Source organism: Enterocloster citroniae (assembly GCF_040545455.1).
GTDB lineage: Bacteria > Bacillota > Clostridia > Lachnospirales > Lachnospiraceae > Enterocloster > Enterocloster citroniae.
Genome location: NZ_JBEPLZ010000005.1, coordinates 87,760 through 102,916, shown reverse-complemented (window position 1 = coordinate 102,916; position 15,157 = coordinate 87,760). Strand labels below are relative to the sequence as shown.

Annotated in this window: 14 protein-coding genes; 5 read left to right on the top strand and 9 right to left on the bottom strand. The window is 47.1% G+C overall.

Annotation, left to right across the window (positions count from 1 at the left end; all coding sequences use genetic code 11):
- Positions 1–76: 76 nt before the first annotated feature.
- The 8 genes from ABID13_RS08265 to ABID13_RS08230 all read right to left on the bottom strand — a co-directional run bounded on the left by ABID13_RS08265 (position 77) and on the right by ABID13_RS08230 (position 5,249).
- Complete coding sequence (locus tag ABID13_RS08265) at positions 77–565, bottom strand: antirestriction protein ArdA (protein ID WP_038286771.1); 489 nt, start codon at positions 563–565, stop codon at positions 77–79.
- A gap of 25 nt (positions 566–590) precedes the next feature.
- Positions 591–1,085 (bottom strand): antirestriction protein ArdA, encoded by a 495-nt coding sequence (locus ABID13_RS08260; RefSeq protein ID WP_007036144.1) that lies wholly within the window; start codon positions 1,083–1,085, stop codon positions 591–593.
- Between the two features lie 129 nt (positions 1,086–1,214).
- Positions 1,215–1,436, bottom strand: coding sequence for a hypothetical protein (locus ABID13_RS08255; RefSeq protein ID WP_002566149.1), 222 nt, complete (start codon positions 1,434–1,436; stop codon positions 1,215–1,217).
- A 51-nt stretch (positions 1,437–1,487) separates the two neighbouring features.
- A complete protein-coding gene (gene mobT, locus ABID13_RS08250; RefSeq protein WP_003524072.1) occupies positions 1,488–2,711 on the bottom strand; it encodes a MobT family relaxase in 1,224 nt (407 codons plus the stop codon).
- 151 nt (positions 2,712–2,862) lie between these two features.
- Entirely contained in the window at positions 2,863–4,260 is a 1,398-nt protein-coding gene (locus ABID13_RS08245) for an FtsK/SpoIIIE domain-containing protein (protein ID WP_048929076.1), read from the bottom strand.
- 31 nt (positions 4,261–4,291) lie between these two features.
- Complete coding sequence (locus tag ABID13_RS08240) at positions 4,292–4,531, bottom strand: hypothetical protein (protein ID WP_002566146.1); 240 nt, start codon at positions 4,529–4,531, stop codon at positions 4,292–4,294.
- 4 nt (positions 4,532–4,535) lie between these two features.
- The gene (locus ABID13_RS08235; protein ID WP_002566145.1) at positions 4,536–4,913 is read right to left on the bottom strand and encodes a YdcP family protein; all 378 of its coding nucleotides are present in this window, start codon (positions 4,911–4,913) and stop codon (positions 4,536–4,538) included.
- Between the two features lie 21 nt (positions 4,914–4,934).
- Complete coding sequence (locus tag ABID13_RS08230; protein ID WP_002566144.1) at positions 4,935–5,249, bottom strand: YdcP family protein; 315 nt, start codon at positions 5,247–5,249, stop codon at positions 4,935–4,937.
- A 590-nt stretch (positions 5,250–5,839) separates the two neighbouring features.
- Here ABID13_RS08230 and ABID13_RS08225 point away from each other — a divergent pair.
- Entirely contained in the window at positions 5,840–7,618 is a 1,779-nt protein-coding gene (locus ABID13_RS08225) for a DUF262 domain-containing protein (RefSeq protein ID WP_048929075.1), read from the top strand.
- Between the two features lie 466 nt (positions 7,619–8,084).
- On the opposite strand, the gene ABID13_RS08220 is transcribed toward ABID13_RS08225, so the two are convergent.
- Positions 8,085–10,490, bottom strand: coding sequence for an ATP-binding protein (locus tag ABID13_RS08220; RefSeq protein ID WP_045093010.1), 2,406 nt, complete (start codon positions 10,488–10,490; stop codon positions 8,085–8,087).
- Between the two features lie 270 nt (positions 10,491–10,760).
- Between ABID13_RS08220 and ABID13_RS08215 the strand changes: the two genes are divergently transcribed.
- The 4 genes from ABID13_RS08215 (at position 10,761) to ABID13_RS08200 (ending at position 15,155) form a co-directional block, all read left to right on the top strand.
- Positions 10,761–11,456 (top strand): FadR/GntR family transcriptional regulator, encoded by a 696-nt coding sequence (locus ABID13_RS08215; RefSeq protein WP_007861845.1) that lies wholly within the window; start codon positions 10,761–10,763, stop codon positions 11,454–11,456.
- Positions 11,457–11,751: 295 nt separating this feature from the next.
- Positions 11,752–13,473 carry a dihydroxy-acid dehydratase gene (ilvD, locus tag ABID13_RS08210; RefSeq protein ID WP_048929074.1) on the top strand — a complete coding sequence of 574 codons (1,722 nt, stop codon included), beginning with the start codon at positions 11,752–11,754 and terminating at the stop codon, positions 13,471–13,473.
- Positions 13,474–13,582: 109 nt separating this feature from the next.
- Positions 13,583–14,656, top strand: coding sequence for an AI-2E family transporter (locus tag ABID13_RS08205; protein WP_045093008.1), 1,074 nt, complete (start codon positions 13,583–13,585; stop codon positions 14,654–14,656).
- Between the two features lie 319 nt (positions 14,657–14,975).
- A complete protein-coding gene (locus ABID13_RS08200) occupies positions 14,976–15,155 on the top strand; it encodes a hypothetical protein (RefSeq protein ID WP_147329427.1) in 180 nt (59 codons plus the stop codon).
- Positions 15,156–15,157 lie beyond the last annotated feature (2 nt).

Sequence of the window (15,157 nt, the reverse complement as noted above, 5' to 3'; positions counted from 1 at the left end):
TCTAAAAGATGGGGCAGCAAAAGCCGCCCCTGAATAAAAAAGCCGCCTGCACTTCCCAAAGGAGATACAGACGGGTTTACCGTAAGATTTCATATACGCCGTGGTTCGTGACGATAAAAGTTCCCTCCAATTCCATGTCACGCCCATAGGCTTCATAGTCGATATAGTTTTGTAAGTGTGCCGTAAGTTCCCCAAGCTGTCCGGTTTCTTCCAGATAGTAGCGAGCCACGTCCGCCATATCGTCACAGCCGGAATGGAAGATAATATCGTCCTCATGCTCACAGAGTTCTTCGATACTGCCAAAATAGGATTGCAGTTCTGATAGTTCTTCCTGAATATATTCCGGTAAGTCCTCCACCATTTCACACAGGCGGTTGACTTCCTCAATGGGGGTGTATTCATCAATCGCAAAGGGCAGCTCATAATCATGGATGGCGTATTCCTCATACTCATCATTCAAGCCGATACGTTCCCTAACTTCCTCAAAATCCACAGGCGGCGTGAACCATGCCCCTACCAGTTCGCCCTCATTGTATTTTCCTAAGTTGGCAATGTAAATCCGCATTTCCTCCAAGTTCTTCCACCTCCCTTTAGCGGTAAGAAAAGATACCATTGTCCGTAAACAGGTAGTTTTCGCTGGTTTCCAGTTTCCGACCAATGGCAGTATAATCAATATGGTTCATCAGGTCTGGATGTACTTCCCCAAATATCTGCGTTTCCTGCACCAGATAACGGGCGAGGGATTCCCCGTCCTGCACTGGATAGCAGCGTATGTGGTCTTTGTTGTCGATAAATTCCGTAAAGCTATGGAACCACCGCTTTTGTATCACATCCATTTCATAATAGAGGGGCGTTCCCTGCATTTCCTGTACTATCCGGCAAAGGGCGTTGATTTCCCAGAGCCTTGTGCTGCCCTCCAATGGAAACGGCAGCTCATAATCTTCAATTTCAATTTCTTCCTCATTCTGAACCCCAAGACGTTCCCTGACTTCCTCAAAATCCACGGGACAGGAAAACCAAGCCCCCGGATATTCCTCAAAATCTTCATGGTAAAACCGTGTGGTGTTCAGGATGTAGATTCTCATTTCTTCAATCGGTAACACATCCTTTCTCTGTTAGGTTGTTTGGGGAGTTACGCTCCCCAAGCCCCTAGTGGACTTCCGCCATGAAGCAATCAGAGCTTGCTCCATAACGGAAGTGTGATATGTTTTTTTCTATGCACCGATAATCTTATTGAACAGTTCCAGTAAGATGTCCTTTACGCCCTCCGCGTTGAAGACCAGACCGACCGCTACAAGGGAAACCACCAGAAAGCCGATAAGTTTGGAAAATTCCCTCTTAAATCCGAGGTACAGTCCAATCACCACGATTGCCAGCAGCACAAGGGACTGGGCATTGGATAAAAACCAGTTGTAAAGATTCTGTCCGAAATTCATAAAAGCTCCTTTCTACCCTGTAAGATTCCTTAAGTTCTAAGATTGACGCCGTTAAAGCACCACCTCCTTTGCAGCGGCGGCTTGCTGCTTTAGGATTTTTTCGTGCTTTTCCGTCAGTTTTGCATGGGTGATGATGTCATGGACAATCTGGGTGTGGTTCATCTTATCCAGACGGAGAGCCAACTTTAACGTGGGTGCTACCTGATGGGAGAGCCAGTGCAGGGTGCGTTCAAAGGAATAGGGTTCCGGTTTCGTTGTCAGTTTCAGGCTTCCCCTGCGTTCCCCTATGAACCACGCCCATTCCTCATTGATACGCCAGTCCGAACGGGGCTTCGTATCGTCCCTGTCCACAAAACGGACATAGCGGTTGATGATTTGAAAGGCTGTCCGTTCTGGATTGTCATGTTCTAACAGGTCACGGATGGCGTAAAAGGCACGTTCATTTTTCAGCCGGATTTCAAAACGGTTCTTTACCTCTGCGTCTGCAATGGGAATATCATGCTTCTTGTACTGCTCATAGTCCTTTTCATAAATGCAGAAGTGCACCTCACTTTGGAGGGAACCGATATACAGGGTGTTCCCCATACATTCTTTTTCCCCACGCCGTACCAGTTCACCGCTGCGGTAGCTTTTGAAGCTGCGGAAGACCGAGATACATTCCTCATTCCGGCACTTCTCTGTCAGATGGGGAATGTTCAGGATTCCCGTTTTGTCATTGATGGCAAGGTCAAGCCGCTTCATCACGCCGTCTTCCATGAGAACATCCATGAAAAATTCATACCAGCTCCGTTCCTGCGCCAGCAGATAGCTTTCAAACTGGCGGCAGCCACGCCCTTTCAGTTCCAGCAGCACCCCTTTTTCCAGTTCCGGCGATACCAGAACGAAAACATCACCCAGATAGTAATGCTCCGTGTAAGAGTAGAAGCCGTAGTCTTCATGGATAAAGCAAGGCAGCTTTAGCCGCAGTACGTCTTCCACGATATGCTTCACATCCGTAGTGGGGAAGCGAATCCGCACATAGTCAAAGAGCAGTTCAAGAGGAGCGTCTGGATTGAAGCGTTCCAGAGCTTCCATGATGGCTTCCTGTAATGCTTCGGATGGGTGAGCCTTGCCCGTTTCAATATCGCTCAGATACGGACGGGTGATTCCGGCAGCTAACGCAAGTTTCTGTTGTGAGATACCGTAAATTTCCCGTTTTTCTTTGATTTCCCGTACCCATGTTTCTTCATTCAGTGAAAATCCCTCCTGTCTAAAAAAGCGTATGTCAACTTTCATAGCCTTGTTGACACACGCCGGATATGGGAAAATCCCTTGTGTACCGTGGGATTCTGCCCTGTTGTTTGGTTGTTGCCTGTCGATTTGTACCCCTCTGTTAGATACGAGGGGTTCATGCTGGCGTGCCTTACGGCACACCAGCCACAGCAGGTCAGTCCGTTTCTGCGGCTTTTGCTTCGCACGCCGCCTGCACTCCCTGCCTGCTGTCTGTAAGTTTTTTTATTTCTTTGAGGAAATCGTGTCCTTTTGGCACAAGGGGCGTGTAAAACTCTGAGATAACGCTGGTTCCCACATCCACATAGCCACGCCCTTTTATCTGCTTTAGGAAGAAATCCTTTGTGGTTTCCCCGAACATCATCCCATAGCCCATTTCCGACATCCGCTCCAGAGCCACACGGAAATTGAACTGGTCACGGATTCCGTCCCCCAGATACTTTGCGTCTGGACGCTGGCAGGCGAGAATCAGGAAGAAACCAGCCTGCCGCCCGAGCATGACGATTTGTTTTAACTTGTTGAGGACAGCGGCGTTTTCCTTTGTGCCGAGCATTTCCATAAATGCCACATATTCATCAAAGATAAGGAAATGTGCCGGAAGCCCTAAGTAAGCGTAGTTTTCCCCTGTCCTGTAATTCTCCATAAGCTTCATGTCTTCGCTGCGTTTCATCATTTCTCCATAGAAGCGGTCAATGCAGGCGAGCATATCCTCCTTTTTGTAGTACACATCAGGCATGACCGCCTGTAAATCCGCAAGGTCGGCGTTCTTTGGGTCTAACACGAACAGGGCAGCGTTAGTGCGGAGCAGGGCTTCAATGAGGGTCAGGATGAAGTAGGTCTTTCCGCCGCCGGTTCCTCCGGCAATGAGCATATGGGGGAGCTTGTCATACTCCCACCAGACATTTTTCATGAGCCGGAGCTTGCCGTCTTTTGCCTGTACGTCCTCAATGGAGATACGGCCTGCAATGGTATCATAGAGCAGGGTGTACTCCACATAGGAATCCTTTAATTCCTTGCCCGTCAGTTCACAGTACAGGCCGCTTTCCAGCTTTTTTTCCAGGTTTAAGAGCTGCTCCTGGTATTTCCCCAGCGTGATTTCCGCCCGGATGTGAATCAGCCCGTTTTTAAGCTGGTAGTAGACTTTGGGAAAGCAGGTAATCTTCTCTTTGGAACGGCTGGAAGACAGGTCCTTGAAAAAGCCGTCTGCCTGTACCTGCTCCACTTCATACCACTTATTTTCCAGTATCATCCTTGCCAGCTTTTGGCGGTGGATGAGTTGTTTTATCCCATCCCTGCAATAATGGTAACTGGCACAGGCAGTCCCCAGACAGAGAAGCCCGGCTATCCCCAAACTGAACAGCAGATAGGGGAGGTTTATTCCCTGCACCATCTGGGAGAGGGAAGTATGCTGCCAGTCTATCCGGCGAAGCTGCCCTGCATGAAACAGCAGGACAATTAGCAGGAAGACAGGGAGCAAGGCGGCAAGGGCGGTATGGAACACAAGGTCTTTATCCGTGGGGCGGATACGCCTGCCACGGGAACGGAACGGCTTCATGGCGAAATTCCTCCTTTCTCCGGGGAGTATTTTAATAAAAGCCCGTGTAGAGCAGGGAGTGTCCTCTGCCCTCTGTACAGGCTTCAAAGAAAAAAGTATAACCGGACGGCTCACCGCATAAACAGTCCGGCAGGTAAACGTGAAATGGCTCCTTGGGCTGGTAGTCCTCAAATGCTTCTATCAGAAGCTGTTCCGCCATCCAGCGGTACTCCGGCAGTGCAAGGAGCTGGAAGTCCTGCTCATACTCATCATATCCGGCGATAGATTTCATAGACTTATTTCTCTGCCGGATGGTCTTTCTTTGGCGGTTGTAGATTCATAGCAACACCTTTTTTCAGGATAATATCCTCTGCCTTAATGTACCAGTCCACATCCGCTCCCTGAAAGGTAGCCGTTGCCACGGTGTCCGCCACCGGATGGATGATTTCCACTTCTGCGTTGTAGTCGAACTCCTTTAACGGCACGCTGGCAGGGATGGAAACCTGAATCATACGCCCCTGCCCTCTGGATTTTAAATCATAGGTGCGTTCCTTGATTTCTTCCGACACAGTTCCGTCCTCATTCTGGATGTGAACCTCCCGGCGGAGGGCAGAAAATTTCAATGTCCCGAATGTTGCTTCCTTGTCAATCACGATTCCGTTTGCTAATCTCATAGTCTGATGTCCTCCTTTTCCTTACACTTTTACCATATCGTCAGCGTGTAAAATGTAGTTGGTGAAGCCCCTTGTGCCGATTTTATAGCCCTCTGCGGTGATACGGGGATTGACGAGCTTCACACGTTCCTCAAAGTCAAAATGTTTCTCTCCGGCTTCGGCAGGGAGGATAACCACAATATCATCTGCCCTCTGTACGTCTGAATAAAGGTTGAAGCCGCGAGAGAGTACCGCCATGCGTCCGTTGATTCTCCGCTGCTCTGTTTTGTCTTCTCCGGCAAACTCCAAGTTGCCGAATGTCTTCTCCATGTTGGGGATAACGAATTTTAATTCCATATAGATTTACCTGTCCTTTCTGAATGTTGTATTTGATAGTGGTTTTCGTGATTCAGTCTGGGAGAGGAGGGGAACGCTCCGGCGGCGGTGATTTCTTCGTAGTATCACGTCCTTTCTGGTTTTGGAGTAAAAAAATAGACGCTCACTGCTGAACGTCTATCAGGGGACATATTGAGATTTTATAGGTTTACTATATCAATCTGACTGTACTTCGGTTACATTTTTATTGCATTTTTTATTTGGTTTCATATAAATTTTACTGGTTAATAGTTCCTGCAAATGCCTTAAAATCAATGATTTTCACTTATATAGCATACTGTCTGTCTGGAGTGGGAGTAAAAGTATGTTGATTATGTTATATGACAGGTAGTCTATGGAGATTACCTGTTGATTTTATAATAATGAAAAATTTATTCAGCATACAAATATTTATTGTAACTAGTAATATGTAGCGTTTTAGGGCTGTTTTAAAATATCGTATCTTTAAATTATGAGTATATCTAATTCAGCATAAATTTGTGTAGGGATGAACTAAAAGATAAAATGTCTATGATAAGAACAGAAATACTTTTGTACTGGAGGTGCTGGCAGTGAATTTTAAACCAGATGAAAAGAATATTCGCAGTTTGTTAAAATCAGGTTGTCAGTTTGTTATTCCTCGATTCCAGAGAGAATATTCATGGGATAAAAAAAATTATCAAGAATTTTTTGTAGATATGATGAACAATTTAATTGTTTCTAATGGGAAGATAAGTGATGATCAGTACTTTTTAGGTACAATGCTTTTTATTGGGAATTTTGCTGAAAAACCAGACAAACCAATAGAGGTTGTGGATGGTCAACAGAGATTAACAACTATAACAATATTATTCTCAGCATTATCAGACAGGTTTCGTGAAATGGGAGAGGATACGCTCAGTAAACAATTATTTAATTATATTATGACAGCTGATGATAATGGAACGGATGTGCGTGTATTGCAAAGCCGTAGCAGTTATCCATATTTTTTGTACTTTATACAGGATAGAGAGAAGAAGGTTGTTGAGGAGCCTAGCAGCGAAGAAGAAAATTGTATAAAAGAAACTTATGAATATTTTTGGCAGCAGACATCCGAAGATATGTTAAAGAAAGTGTTAAAAAAGAGAATAGGAGAAGATACTGTTAAAACCTTTTCACATGCGGATATTTTGAAGGCATTACGTGATCAGGTTCTTGACTGTACTTTTATATCAATCGCCGCTGTAGATAAAGACCAAGCAAACAGAATTTTTGCAATTTTAAATGCAAAAGGAAAAAGACTGGTGTATATTGACTTGATAAAAAATAAAATTTTCGAGGAGTTACGGGATGGTGTTATAGGAACATTTGCAGAAGAGTGTTGGGGAGAAATCAAGAGTATTTTAAATACTGGAGACGAGACCGTAGGGCTGGCTACTTTTTTTAGGCATTACTGGATATCTAAGTATCAAAGGTGTAATGCTACTGCACTTTACGATAATTTTATAAAAATAATTAATAAAAATGAAAGTGTTTATCAGCAATTTCTAGAGGATCTCCGCCTAAATGCTAGAAACTATATGAAAATAGTAAATCCAAAACGAGAGGATTACAATAATCGCAAAGAATATTTCTGGTTAATACAATCGTTGAATGCCATGAATAAAACGTTTAATATTGTACAGACAAGAATAGCACTTCTTGCACTATATGATGTAAAAGAGCGTGAAATAATATCTTCGGACCAGTTTAAAAAAGCTGTTTTAGCAATGGAGAATTTTCACTTTGCTTTCACTGCTATTTGTTCATTAAGAACTAATAATTTGGAATCGATTTATTCTCGTTTTGCTATTGCTCTAAGAAAGAGTACGGATAAATCAGAAACAAGTGCCATTGTACAACGAAAGTTAATAGAACCACTTGATAAATTATATCCAAGTTATGATTTATTTGCTATTCGTTTTAAGGAGTTGCTTTTTGTAAAAAGAGACAGTCCATTAAATATAAAGACCAAGTATGCAATTTATAAATTGAATTCGCACTTTGGCGGTAAAGAAGCCTTTGAAGATGATGGAAGTATTGAACATATTCTTCCTGAGACTACAGAGGGGCATGCGCTAAACATAGGAAACTTGATTCTCTTGGAGGGAAAAATAAATAGTGATGCAGGAAATAGATGTTATGCAGATAAAATTCCTTTTTATGAACAGTCGAAATACCCATGGGTGGCTAAATTTATTAATAGCAATCCCAAATGGAATGATGAGATGATTGACAAACGGGCTACAAAGTTGGCTACAATTTACTATAAAGCAATATTAGAGAAGGATTTACCAGTAGATATAGGGATAAACATTGAGACTATTGTTTAATATCATAAATCATCATAAATAACCACCCTCAGTGGACAGGGGCACTCACGCAACGGGTCTGTGATTTTGCAAGGCACTGGAAGGGGCGTATGGATGTACGCCGGGTGACAGTAATGCCGCAGTCACAAATCTGTGGTGCAAAACCGTGTGTCTCCTTGTCCGCGGAGGGTATGTTATAATTTTACAGCCATATTTTGATGACAGAAGTTCGGTTCGCTAGAATGGATGATGTAATTGCTGTTAAAAGCTGGACACTATTTCTGATGTCATGGAGTTTTCCGCCGTATGAAGGAGGACTAGAATCTTTCATATAATTAGGCAGCCATAGAGGCTGCCAGCCTCTATGCGGCGCCGAGGTAATGTTTGTCCTGTCAGTGACCTGGCTGAAATAAAGAAAACAGAATCCCTCAACATGCAGAAATCTCCCGCATACGCCTGCGTATCTCCCCGGAATATGTTAGTGCAGCTACTGTACCCGGTTTTCCCGCTTCCAAACAAGACATCTGGAAAGGGCCTGCTTCAGCTGGTCGATGGAAACAGGCTTGGCCAGATGACCGTCCATACCGGCCAGATGGGCCCGATTTGCATCCTCGGCAAATGCGTCCGCTGTCATGGCGATAATGGGGAGTTCATTGATGCGTTCCATTCCTGAACTGCGGATCTCCCTGGCGGCATCATAGCCGTTCAGTACAGGCATTTGTATGTCCATGAACACGATATCGTAGTACAGGGCGGGGTGGGAACACACGGCATCCACGGCCTGGCGCCCGTTCACAGCAATTTCCACGGTGGCGCCCAGCATTTCCAGCATCTCTGTCGCGATCTGGCGGTTGATCTCATTATCTTCCACCAAAAGCACACGGAATTCAGGGAAGGATTCCACGGGGGGAATTTCCTTTTTCCGGGTCAGGGAATAGCCTGTACCGCATTTGGCCAGGTAAAGTGTTATGATAAATCGTGATCCTTTTCCATATTCGCTTTCCACTGAAATCTCTCCGCCCATCATGGAGATGATATTCTTTACAATGGTCATCCCCAGCCCGGTTCCGGGAATTTTACTGGTCCTGCTGTCATCCGCCCGGCTGAAGGGTTCAAAGATATGCTTTAAATACTCGGGTTTCATTCCGCTGCCCGTGTCCTCAATAACAAAGCGGTAGGTTCCCGCGTGCTGGTCCAAAGGCTTGATCTCACTTAGGGAAATGGAGATTCTGCCGTTTTCCCCTGTGTATTTGGAGGCATTTTCAAGGATATTGACCAGTACCTGTTTGAGGCGCATCTCATCCCCTGTTACATGGGGATAAAGTTCTTTATCTATATGGACGGACAGGGTCTGATGTTTGTTGTCCATGGGAATGCGCACGATTTCCACCGCATTCATCACAAGGCTTCTCAGGTCAAGTTCACGTTCCGCAAGTTCCGCGGCGCCGCTTTCAATCTTGCTCACGTCCAGCACCTCATTGATCAGGCTGAGAAGATGGGCTCCGGAGCTGGCTATTTTTTCAAGGTAATCCCGTATCTTTTCTTCCTCATCCACATGGAGGCGGGCCAGCTCGGTCATTCCTACAATTGCGTTCATGGGGGTGCGGATGTCGTGGCTCATCTTAGACAGGAAGTCGCTTTTGGCCTGGCTGGCTTTTTTTGCCTTTTCCAGGGCCTCCTCCAGAAGCTGTTTGGCCTGACGCTCTTTTTCCAGGGCTTCCTCCTGCATACGGCGTTCATCATCAATATTCCTGGAAAGAGTGATTTCAATGATGTCGTCCGTATAAGGACTGATCACCCGCACTACCTGGGTGAAATTCCAGTGATAGATTCCGTCCTCACCCAGATGGGGGACTTTCATGGAGACAATGCGTTCGCCCTGAAGAAAGGTCCGGGTCAGATGGCTTCGCAGGAATTTGTCCAGGAATTCCTGGCGGTAATCCGGATGGACCGTGGCACATTCAGATTGGATCAGATCATCAAAGCAACCGTGGCTGCCGGGGCGCTTTACCGGAAAACGGTTGTACTCCAGCATTTTATATGTATTCTGGGTCAGGTTCACAGCGATCAGCATATGATAGGCAGCCCGGGCAGCTGTGGCCAGCTGGCTGACTTCAAGATTCCGCTGTATTTCCAGCAAAAATTCGTCCTGTATGTCCCGGAAGACCAGGACACACCAAATGTCCCGGTTCTCCTGCCGGTCCTCCTTTGAATCAAGGAGAGCGGCTGAGAATTCTACCATGTGGTAGGTCCCGTCACTGAGTATGCGGCGCAGCCGTCTTGTAATATGTCTTTTTCCTTCCCCGAATAACTTAATCATTGCTTCCCGGGAAAACGCCTGGTTAAACGCCTCCAGATCATCGGGATGCAGGGTTTTCTGGGCATATTTTCTGTTTTCGGCGCCAAAATTCCCCTGTTCCGGAATATGGCTCCACATAGCGTCCTTTTGGCAGTTTACATAATAGTCCGCGGTCAGGTTGGCAATGATGCACTCGTCAAAGACGGTCACAAGGCTTTGGGCATACATCTGCCTTATCTTATGGACGCCCTGTTCCTCCTCAAAGTTAAGGCGGTGGGGCGTGGCGGTCACCACCACGGCGGGGATACGGCCATCCCATGCGATCCGGTTGGCAGTAACATCTACCGTGGATCCCAGCAGGGGGTCGTAACATACAATATGGCTGGACGGACCGTCCTTCAGGGCATCCAGGGGACAATTGGCGCATACCTCGGGCCATACCTCATTGCACCTCATTCCAAGGGCAGCTTTCCCGCGCCCGGTATCCTTACATCGCCGGTTAAAATACAGCAGCTGGTGGTTCCTTTCATCGATGACATAAACGCTTGTCTCAGTCAGCGCATTTAGCAGATTCATCAGATTGTCAGCAGACATAATTGCCTCTCCTCATTATCATAGGGCCTGATACATACAGCCCATTGGCCGGTCCGTTGTATGTGCATAAATTACATTCATTATACAACCAACAGGAAAAAATAGAAAGAGGGTGATTGTGGTTGGACTTGTACCAATGGGTAATTTTTGGTACAATAGTCTGGAGAGAATTTAGAATATGTAAAATTGCGGCGTACAGCCGGCGGGGGACAATTTTTAAACATATTCTAGGAAAGGATTGCTGCAGTAATTGCACCGGTACATAACGTTATGGGAGAACTGTCTCACTTAAAAAGCAAGCTGCTTGCGGAGCAGGTTCAGGAACAGATATACCAGTACATACTGAATACCCCTATTGCCATAGGGGCCAAGCTGCCGAATGAGTTTGAACTGGGGGAAAAGTTTGGGGTTGGCAGAAGCACGATCAGGGAAGCGGTAAAGCTTCTTATATCAAGAGGAATCCTGGAGGTGCGCAGAGGCTCCGGTACTTACGTGGTCAGCACCACGCCCATGGATCTGGATCCTTTGGGGCTGGGGGCGGTGGAGGATAAGATGGCCCTGGCCATGGATCTTGTGAATGTCCGAATGATATTAGAGCCAGGCATAGCGGAGATGGCTGCCATGAATGCAACAGCCCGGGATGTGGAACGCCTCAGGGAACTGTGCGCCGTCATTGAGCAAAAGATTGAAACAGGGGAAAACTATATTGAGGAGGACATCGCTTTCCACACAGCGGTGGCAAAGTGTTCCGGCAATATGGTGGTGGAACAGCTGGTACCTATCATTGATACGGCTGTTATGATGTTTGTAAATGTAACTCACAGAAAACTGACCCAGGAAACCATCATGACCCATCGGGCCGTGACCGATGCCATTGCGGAAAGGGATCCCATGGGAGCAAAGTCGGCCATGATGATGCATATGACATTTAACAGGAATATGATAAAGGACATGATGAAGCAGTAAATAAATACGTGCTGTGATAAAAAGCAGTCTGATGACATCTATGGATAAAACCTTGAGAGCGGCTTAAGGCCGGCAATGGGGAGTTTATCTGTGGATGTTTTTTATTCTAAGGAAGTTTGGTAACTGTTCACGCCGTCCTGAACTGTTACGAGGTTTGTATAAAATGCACAATCTAAATAGGCATATTTTAATGAAAAAATGGAAATGTAGTCTGATGACTTGAAAAAAATAATGAATAATGCTACTATAAAACCAGAAAACATCTGATGAATTATTATACTGAGGAGGTATGATCATGGAATTGAACAGCCAGAAAGTGAGAGCGCTTGCTCCTGAGAATGATCCATTAAAGATTGGAATGGGGTGGACGGTTGAGGATCTGGATAAACCGCAGATCATGGTGGAGAGCACCTTTGGAGACAGCCATCCGGGAAGCGCTCATCTGGACCAGTTTGTAAACCAGGCACTGAAAGGGATTGCTGACGCCGGAGGAAAGGGCGCCCGGTATTTTACCACGGATATCTGCGATGGTATTTCCCAGGGGCATGATGGGATCAACTACTCCCTGGCACACCGGGATATGATCGCCAATATGATTGAAATACATGGAAAGTCCACTGGTTTTGACGGCGGTGTGTTTATTGCCAGCTGTGATAAATCCGTTCCCGCATGTCTCATGGGGCTTGGCCGCCTGGACATGCCATCCATTGTTGTCACCGGAGGGGTGATGGATGCAGGCCCGGACCTGCTGACCCTGGAACAGATCGGCGCCTACTCTGCCATGTGCCAGAGAGGGGAGATCACAGAGGAAAAACTGACTTACTACAAACACCATGCATGTCCCTCCTGCGGCGCCTGTTCATTTATGGGGACTGCTTCCACCATGCAGGTGACGGCAGAGGCCCTGGGCCTTATGCTTCCCGGCTCCGCTTTAATGCCGGCCACCTGTGGGGACTTAAAGGAAATGGCTTATAAGGCAGGGGTACAGGTGATGGAGCTGGCACGAAAAGGCATTAAGGCCAGCGATATTGTGACTATGAAGTCATTTGAGAATGCGATCATGGTACACGCAGCTATTTCCGGTTCCACCAACTCACTGCTCCACATTCCCGCTATTGCCCACGAGTTCGGCCTGGAGATAGATGGGGATACCTTTGACCGCATGCACAGGGGCGCCCACTATCTGCTGGATATCAGGCCCGCGGGAAAGTGGCCGGCTCAGTTCTTCTATTATGCAGGCGGTGTTCCTGCGGTGATGGAGGAGATTAAATCCATGCTTCACCTGGATGTGATGACCGTAACAGGCAAGACCCTGGGAGAAAACCTGGAAGAGCTGAAGAACAACGGTTTTTATGATAAATGTGAGGGATACCTGGAGCAATGGGGGCTAAAGCGCACGGATGTGATCCGTACATTTGACCAGCCCATTGGAGCAGACGGGACCGTTGCCATATTAAGGGGCAACCTTGCGCCGGAAGGGGCTGTTGTAAAACACTCTGCGGTTCCAAAGGAAATGTTCCAGGCAGTTCTCAGGGCAAGGCCCTTTAACTGTGAGGAGGATGCCATTGAGGCTGTTATTTCCAAGAGGATCAAGCCGGGGGATGCTGTATTCATCCGCTATGAAGGACCTAAGGGCTCCGGCATGCCGGAAATGTTCTATACCACAGAGGCTATTTCCTCTGACCCTGAACTTGGCAAGACCATTGCCCTGATCACGGACGGACGGTTCTCAGGCGCATCCAAGGGGCCGGCCATCGGTCATGTGTCACCGGAAGCAGCCCAGGGAGGTCCCATTGCCCTGGTGGAGGAGGATGACCTGATCCGCATCGATATCCCGGCCCGGGTACTGGAGATCATTGGCGTTAAGGGAGAGGAACTTCCCAAGGAGGAGATCGGCCGGATCCTGGCAGAGAGAAAGAAAGCCTGGAAGCCAATGCCGCCTAAGTATACAAAGGGTGTGCTTAAGATCTTCTCTGAACATGCAGTGTCCCCTATGAAGGGCGGATACATGGTTTAATGAAGTTACTTTTGATTGAATATTAGAAAAAAGTGGCTGGTATATTTTCCAACCATCGGCTCATACTAAGAGGGTACAAAGGAAGTACGAATCAGAAACAGGTGAGTCCATGGAAAAGCCCGGTAAGAAACTGAAGAAATTATTAATCATAACAGGAACCACGGGAGCGGTGTATGCCGGGTTTAAATACCTGCTGCCCCTCGTGGCTCCTTTTTTCGTGGGTTATATTTTTGCATTGCTCCTTCGCCCGTCCGCCCGTTTCCTGGCATACCGGATGAGGGTTACTGTGAAGGGAAAGAGATACCACATGCCTATTGGAGTGATCGGAGGCGTGGAATTTCTCATATTGGTATCTATCCTGGGAACAGGACTGTATCTGGGAGCAGTGAAGCTGTGTGCAGAGGGAAAAATGCTCATGATGCGGCTTCCTGTGTGGATCGACCGCTTTGACATATGGCTTACAGGCAGCTGCCACCGGGTGGAGGCTGCCTTTGGACTGCGGTATGACTGTGTGGCGGACATGGCCGGGGAAATGCTTTATAATCTGGTAGACACGGGAAAGGCTGCAGCCATGCCCTTTCTTATGACCAATTCCCTGTCCATTATCAGCTGCCTTGCAAAGGGGGCAATTGTCAGTCTGGTGGTGTTCCTGGCAGCTATCTTAAGTCTTCAGGAGATGGAGGATCTGAGGGTGAGGAGGGATCAGTCCACCTTCAGAAAGGAGTTTAACCTCATAGGCGGAAGGCTGGTACAGACAGGCAAGGCGTGGTTTAGGAGCCAGGGAATTATACTGTTCATAACCACCGGACTGTGTATCGGGGGAATGTTCCTGATCAAAAATCCTTATTACATCATGGCCGGTATTGGGATCGGCATACTGGACGCCCTGCCTATATTCGGCACGGGTACTGTTCTGATCCCATGGGCCGTGCTGGAACTGCTCATGGGAGACTGGAAACAGGCCGTCATTCTCACGGTCCTGTATCTGGTATGCTACTTTGTCCGCCAGATCATGGAGGTGCGTATGATGGGCGGACAGGTGGGGCTGTCGCCCCTTGAGACCCTGGCTTCCGTGTATGTGGGGCTGGAACTGTTTGGATTCTTTGGCTTTATACTGGGTCCTCTGGGTCTGCTTTTGGTGGAGGATCTGGTAGAGGTATGGACCAGGGAGCCAATGGGGTGATGAAAGATGGAGATAAGAGATGGGGATAAGAGATGGGGATAAGAGACGTCCTGCATATTGTTTGCTTTTAAGCATTGACAAAGTAGTGTTTCTGGCGTAAAATCAACAATACGTGAAAGAAATGATCCGGAGCGTGTTCTAAACACGCCCTACCATGATGTTATATGAATAGATGACAGACAGCGTTGAAGGGGAATAGTAAGCCTGATGCACGTCACAGAGAGAGGACTCACGGTGGAAGGTCCTTACGCCAGCACATGCCCAACCAGCCCTGGAGCTTTGTATGATGAATGCAACGTAAGTCCGGCGTTAACGGATTATGAGAGAGCGGTTCGTGTTTAACGGCTGCCGGGGACAGACCCTGGGCAGTGATGGACAGGACGCTAACTTGGGTGGTACCGCCGAGTCATTCGGTCCCTTGCACAATATAATGCATGGGATCGGATGGCTCTTTTTGCGTAAAACAGTGAATGAAGCATTGAACCAGCTGATCAGGTGATA

Bases quoted from the DNA above. Each gene is read 5' to 3' on its own strand.
- ABID13_RS08265 (WP_038286771.1), bottom strand. From the start codon at position 565: ATGCGGATTTACATTGCCAACTTAGGAAAATACAATGAGGGCGAACTG.
- ABID13_RS08260 (WP_007036144.1), bottom strand. From the start codon at position 1,085: ATGAGAATCTACATCCTGAACACCACACGGTTTTACCATGAAGATTTT.
- ABID13_RS08255 (WP_002566149.1), bottom strand. From the start codon at position 1,436: ATGAATTTCGGACAGAATCTTTACAACTGGTTTTTATCCAATGCCCAG.
- mobT (WP_003524072.1), bottom strand. From the start codon at position 2,711: ATGAAAGTTGACATACGCTTTTTTAGACAGGAGGGATTTTCACTGAAT.
- ABID13_RS08245 (WP_048929076.1), bottom strand. From the start codon at position 4,260: ATGAAGCCGTTCCGTTCCCGTGGCAGGCGTATCCGCCCCACGGATAAA.
- ABID13_RS08240 (WP_002566146.1), bottom strand. From the start codon at position 4,531: ATGAAATCTATCGCCGGATATGATGAGTATGAGCAGGACTTCCAGCTC.
- ABID13_RS08235 (WP_002566145.1), bottom strand. From the start codon at position 4,913: ATGAGATTAGCAAACGGAATCGTGATTGACAAGGAAGCAACATTCGGG.
- ABID13_RS08230 (WP_002566144.1), bottom strand. From the start codon at position 5,249: ATGGAATTAAAATTCGTTATCCCCAACATGGAGAAGACATTCGGCAAC.
- ABID13_RS08220 (WP_045093010.1), bottom strand. From the start codon at position 10,490: ATGTCTGCTGACAATCTGATGAATCTGCTAAATGCGCTGACTGAGACA.
- ABID13_RS08215 (WP_007861845.1), top strand. From the start codon at position 10,761: ATGGGAGAACTGTCTCACTTAAAAAGCAAGCTGCTTGCGGAGCAGGTT.
- ilvD (WP_048929074.1), top strand. From the start codon at position 11,752: ATGGAATTGAACAGCCAGAAAGTGAGAGCGCTTGCTCCTGAGAATGAT.
- ABID13_RS08205 (WP_045093008.1), top strand. From the start codon at position 13,583: ATGGAAAAGCCCGGTAAGAAACTGAAGAAATTATTAATCATAACAGGA.
- ABID13_RS08200 (WP_147329427.1), top strand. From the start codon at position 14,976: ATGAGAGAGCGGTTCGTGTTTAACGGCTGCCGGGGACAGACCCTGGGC.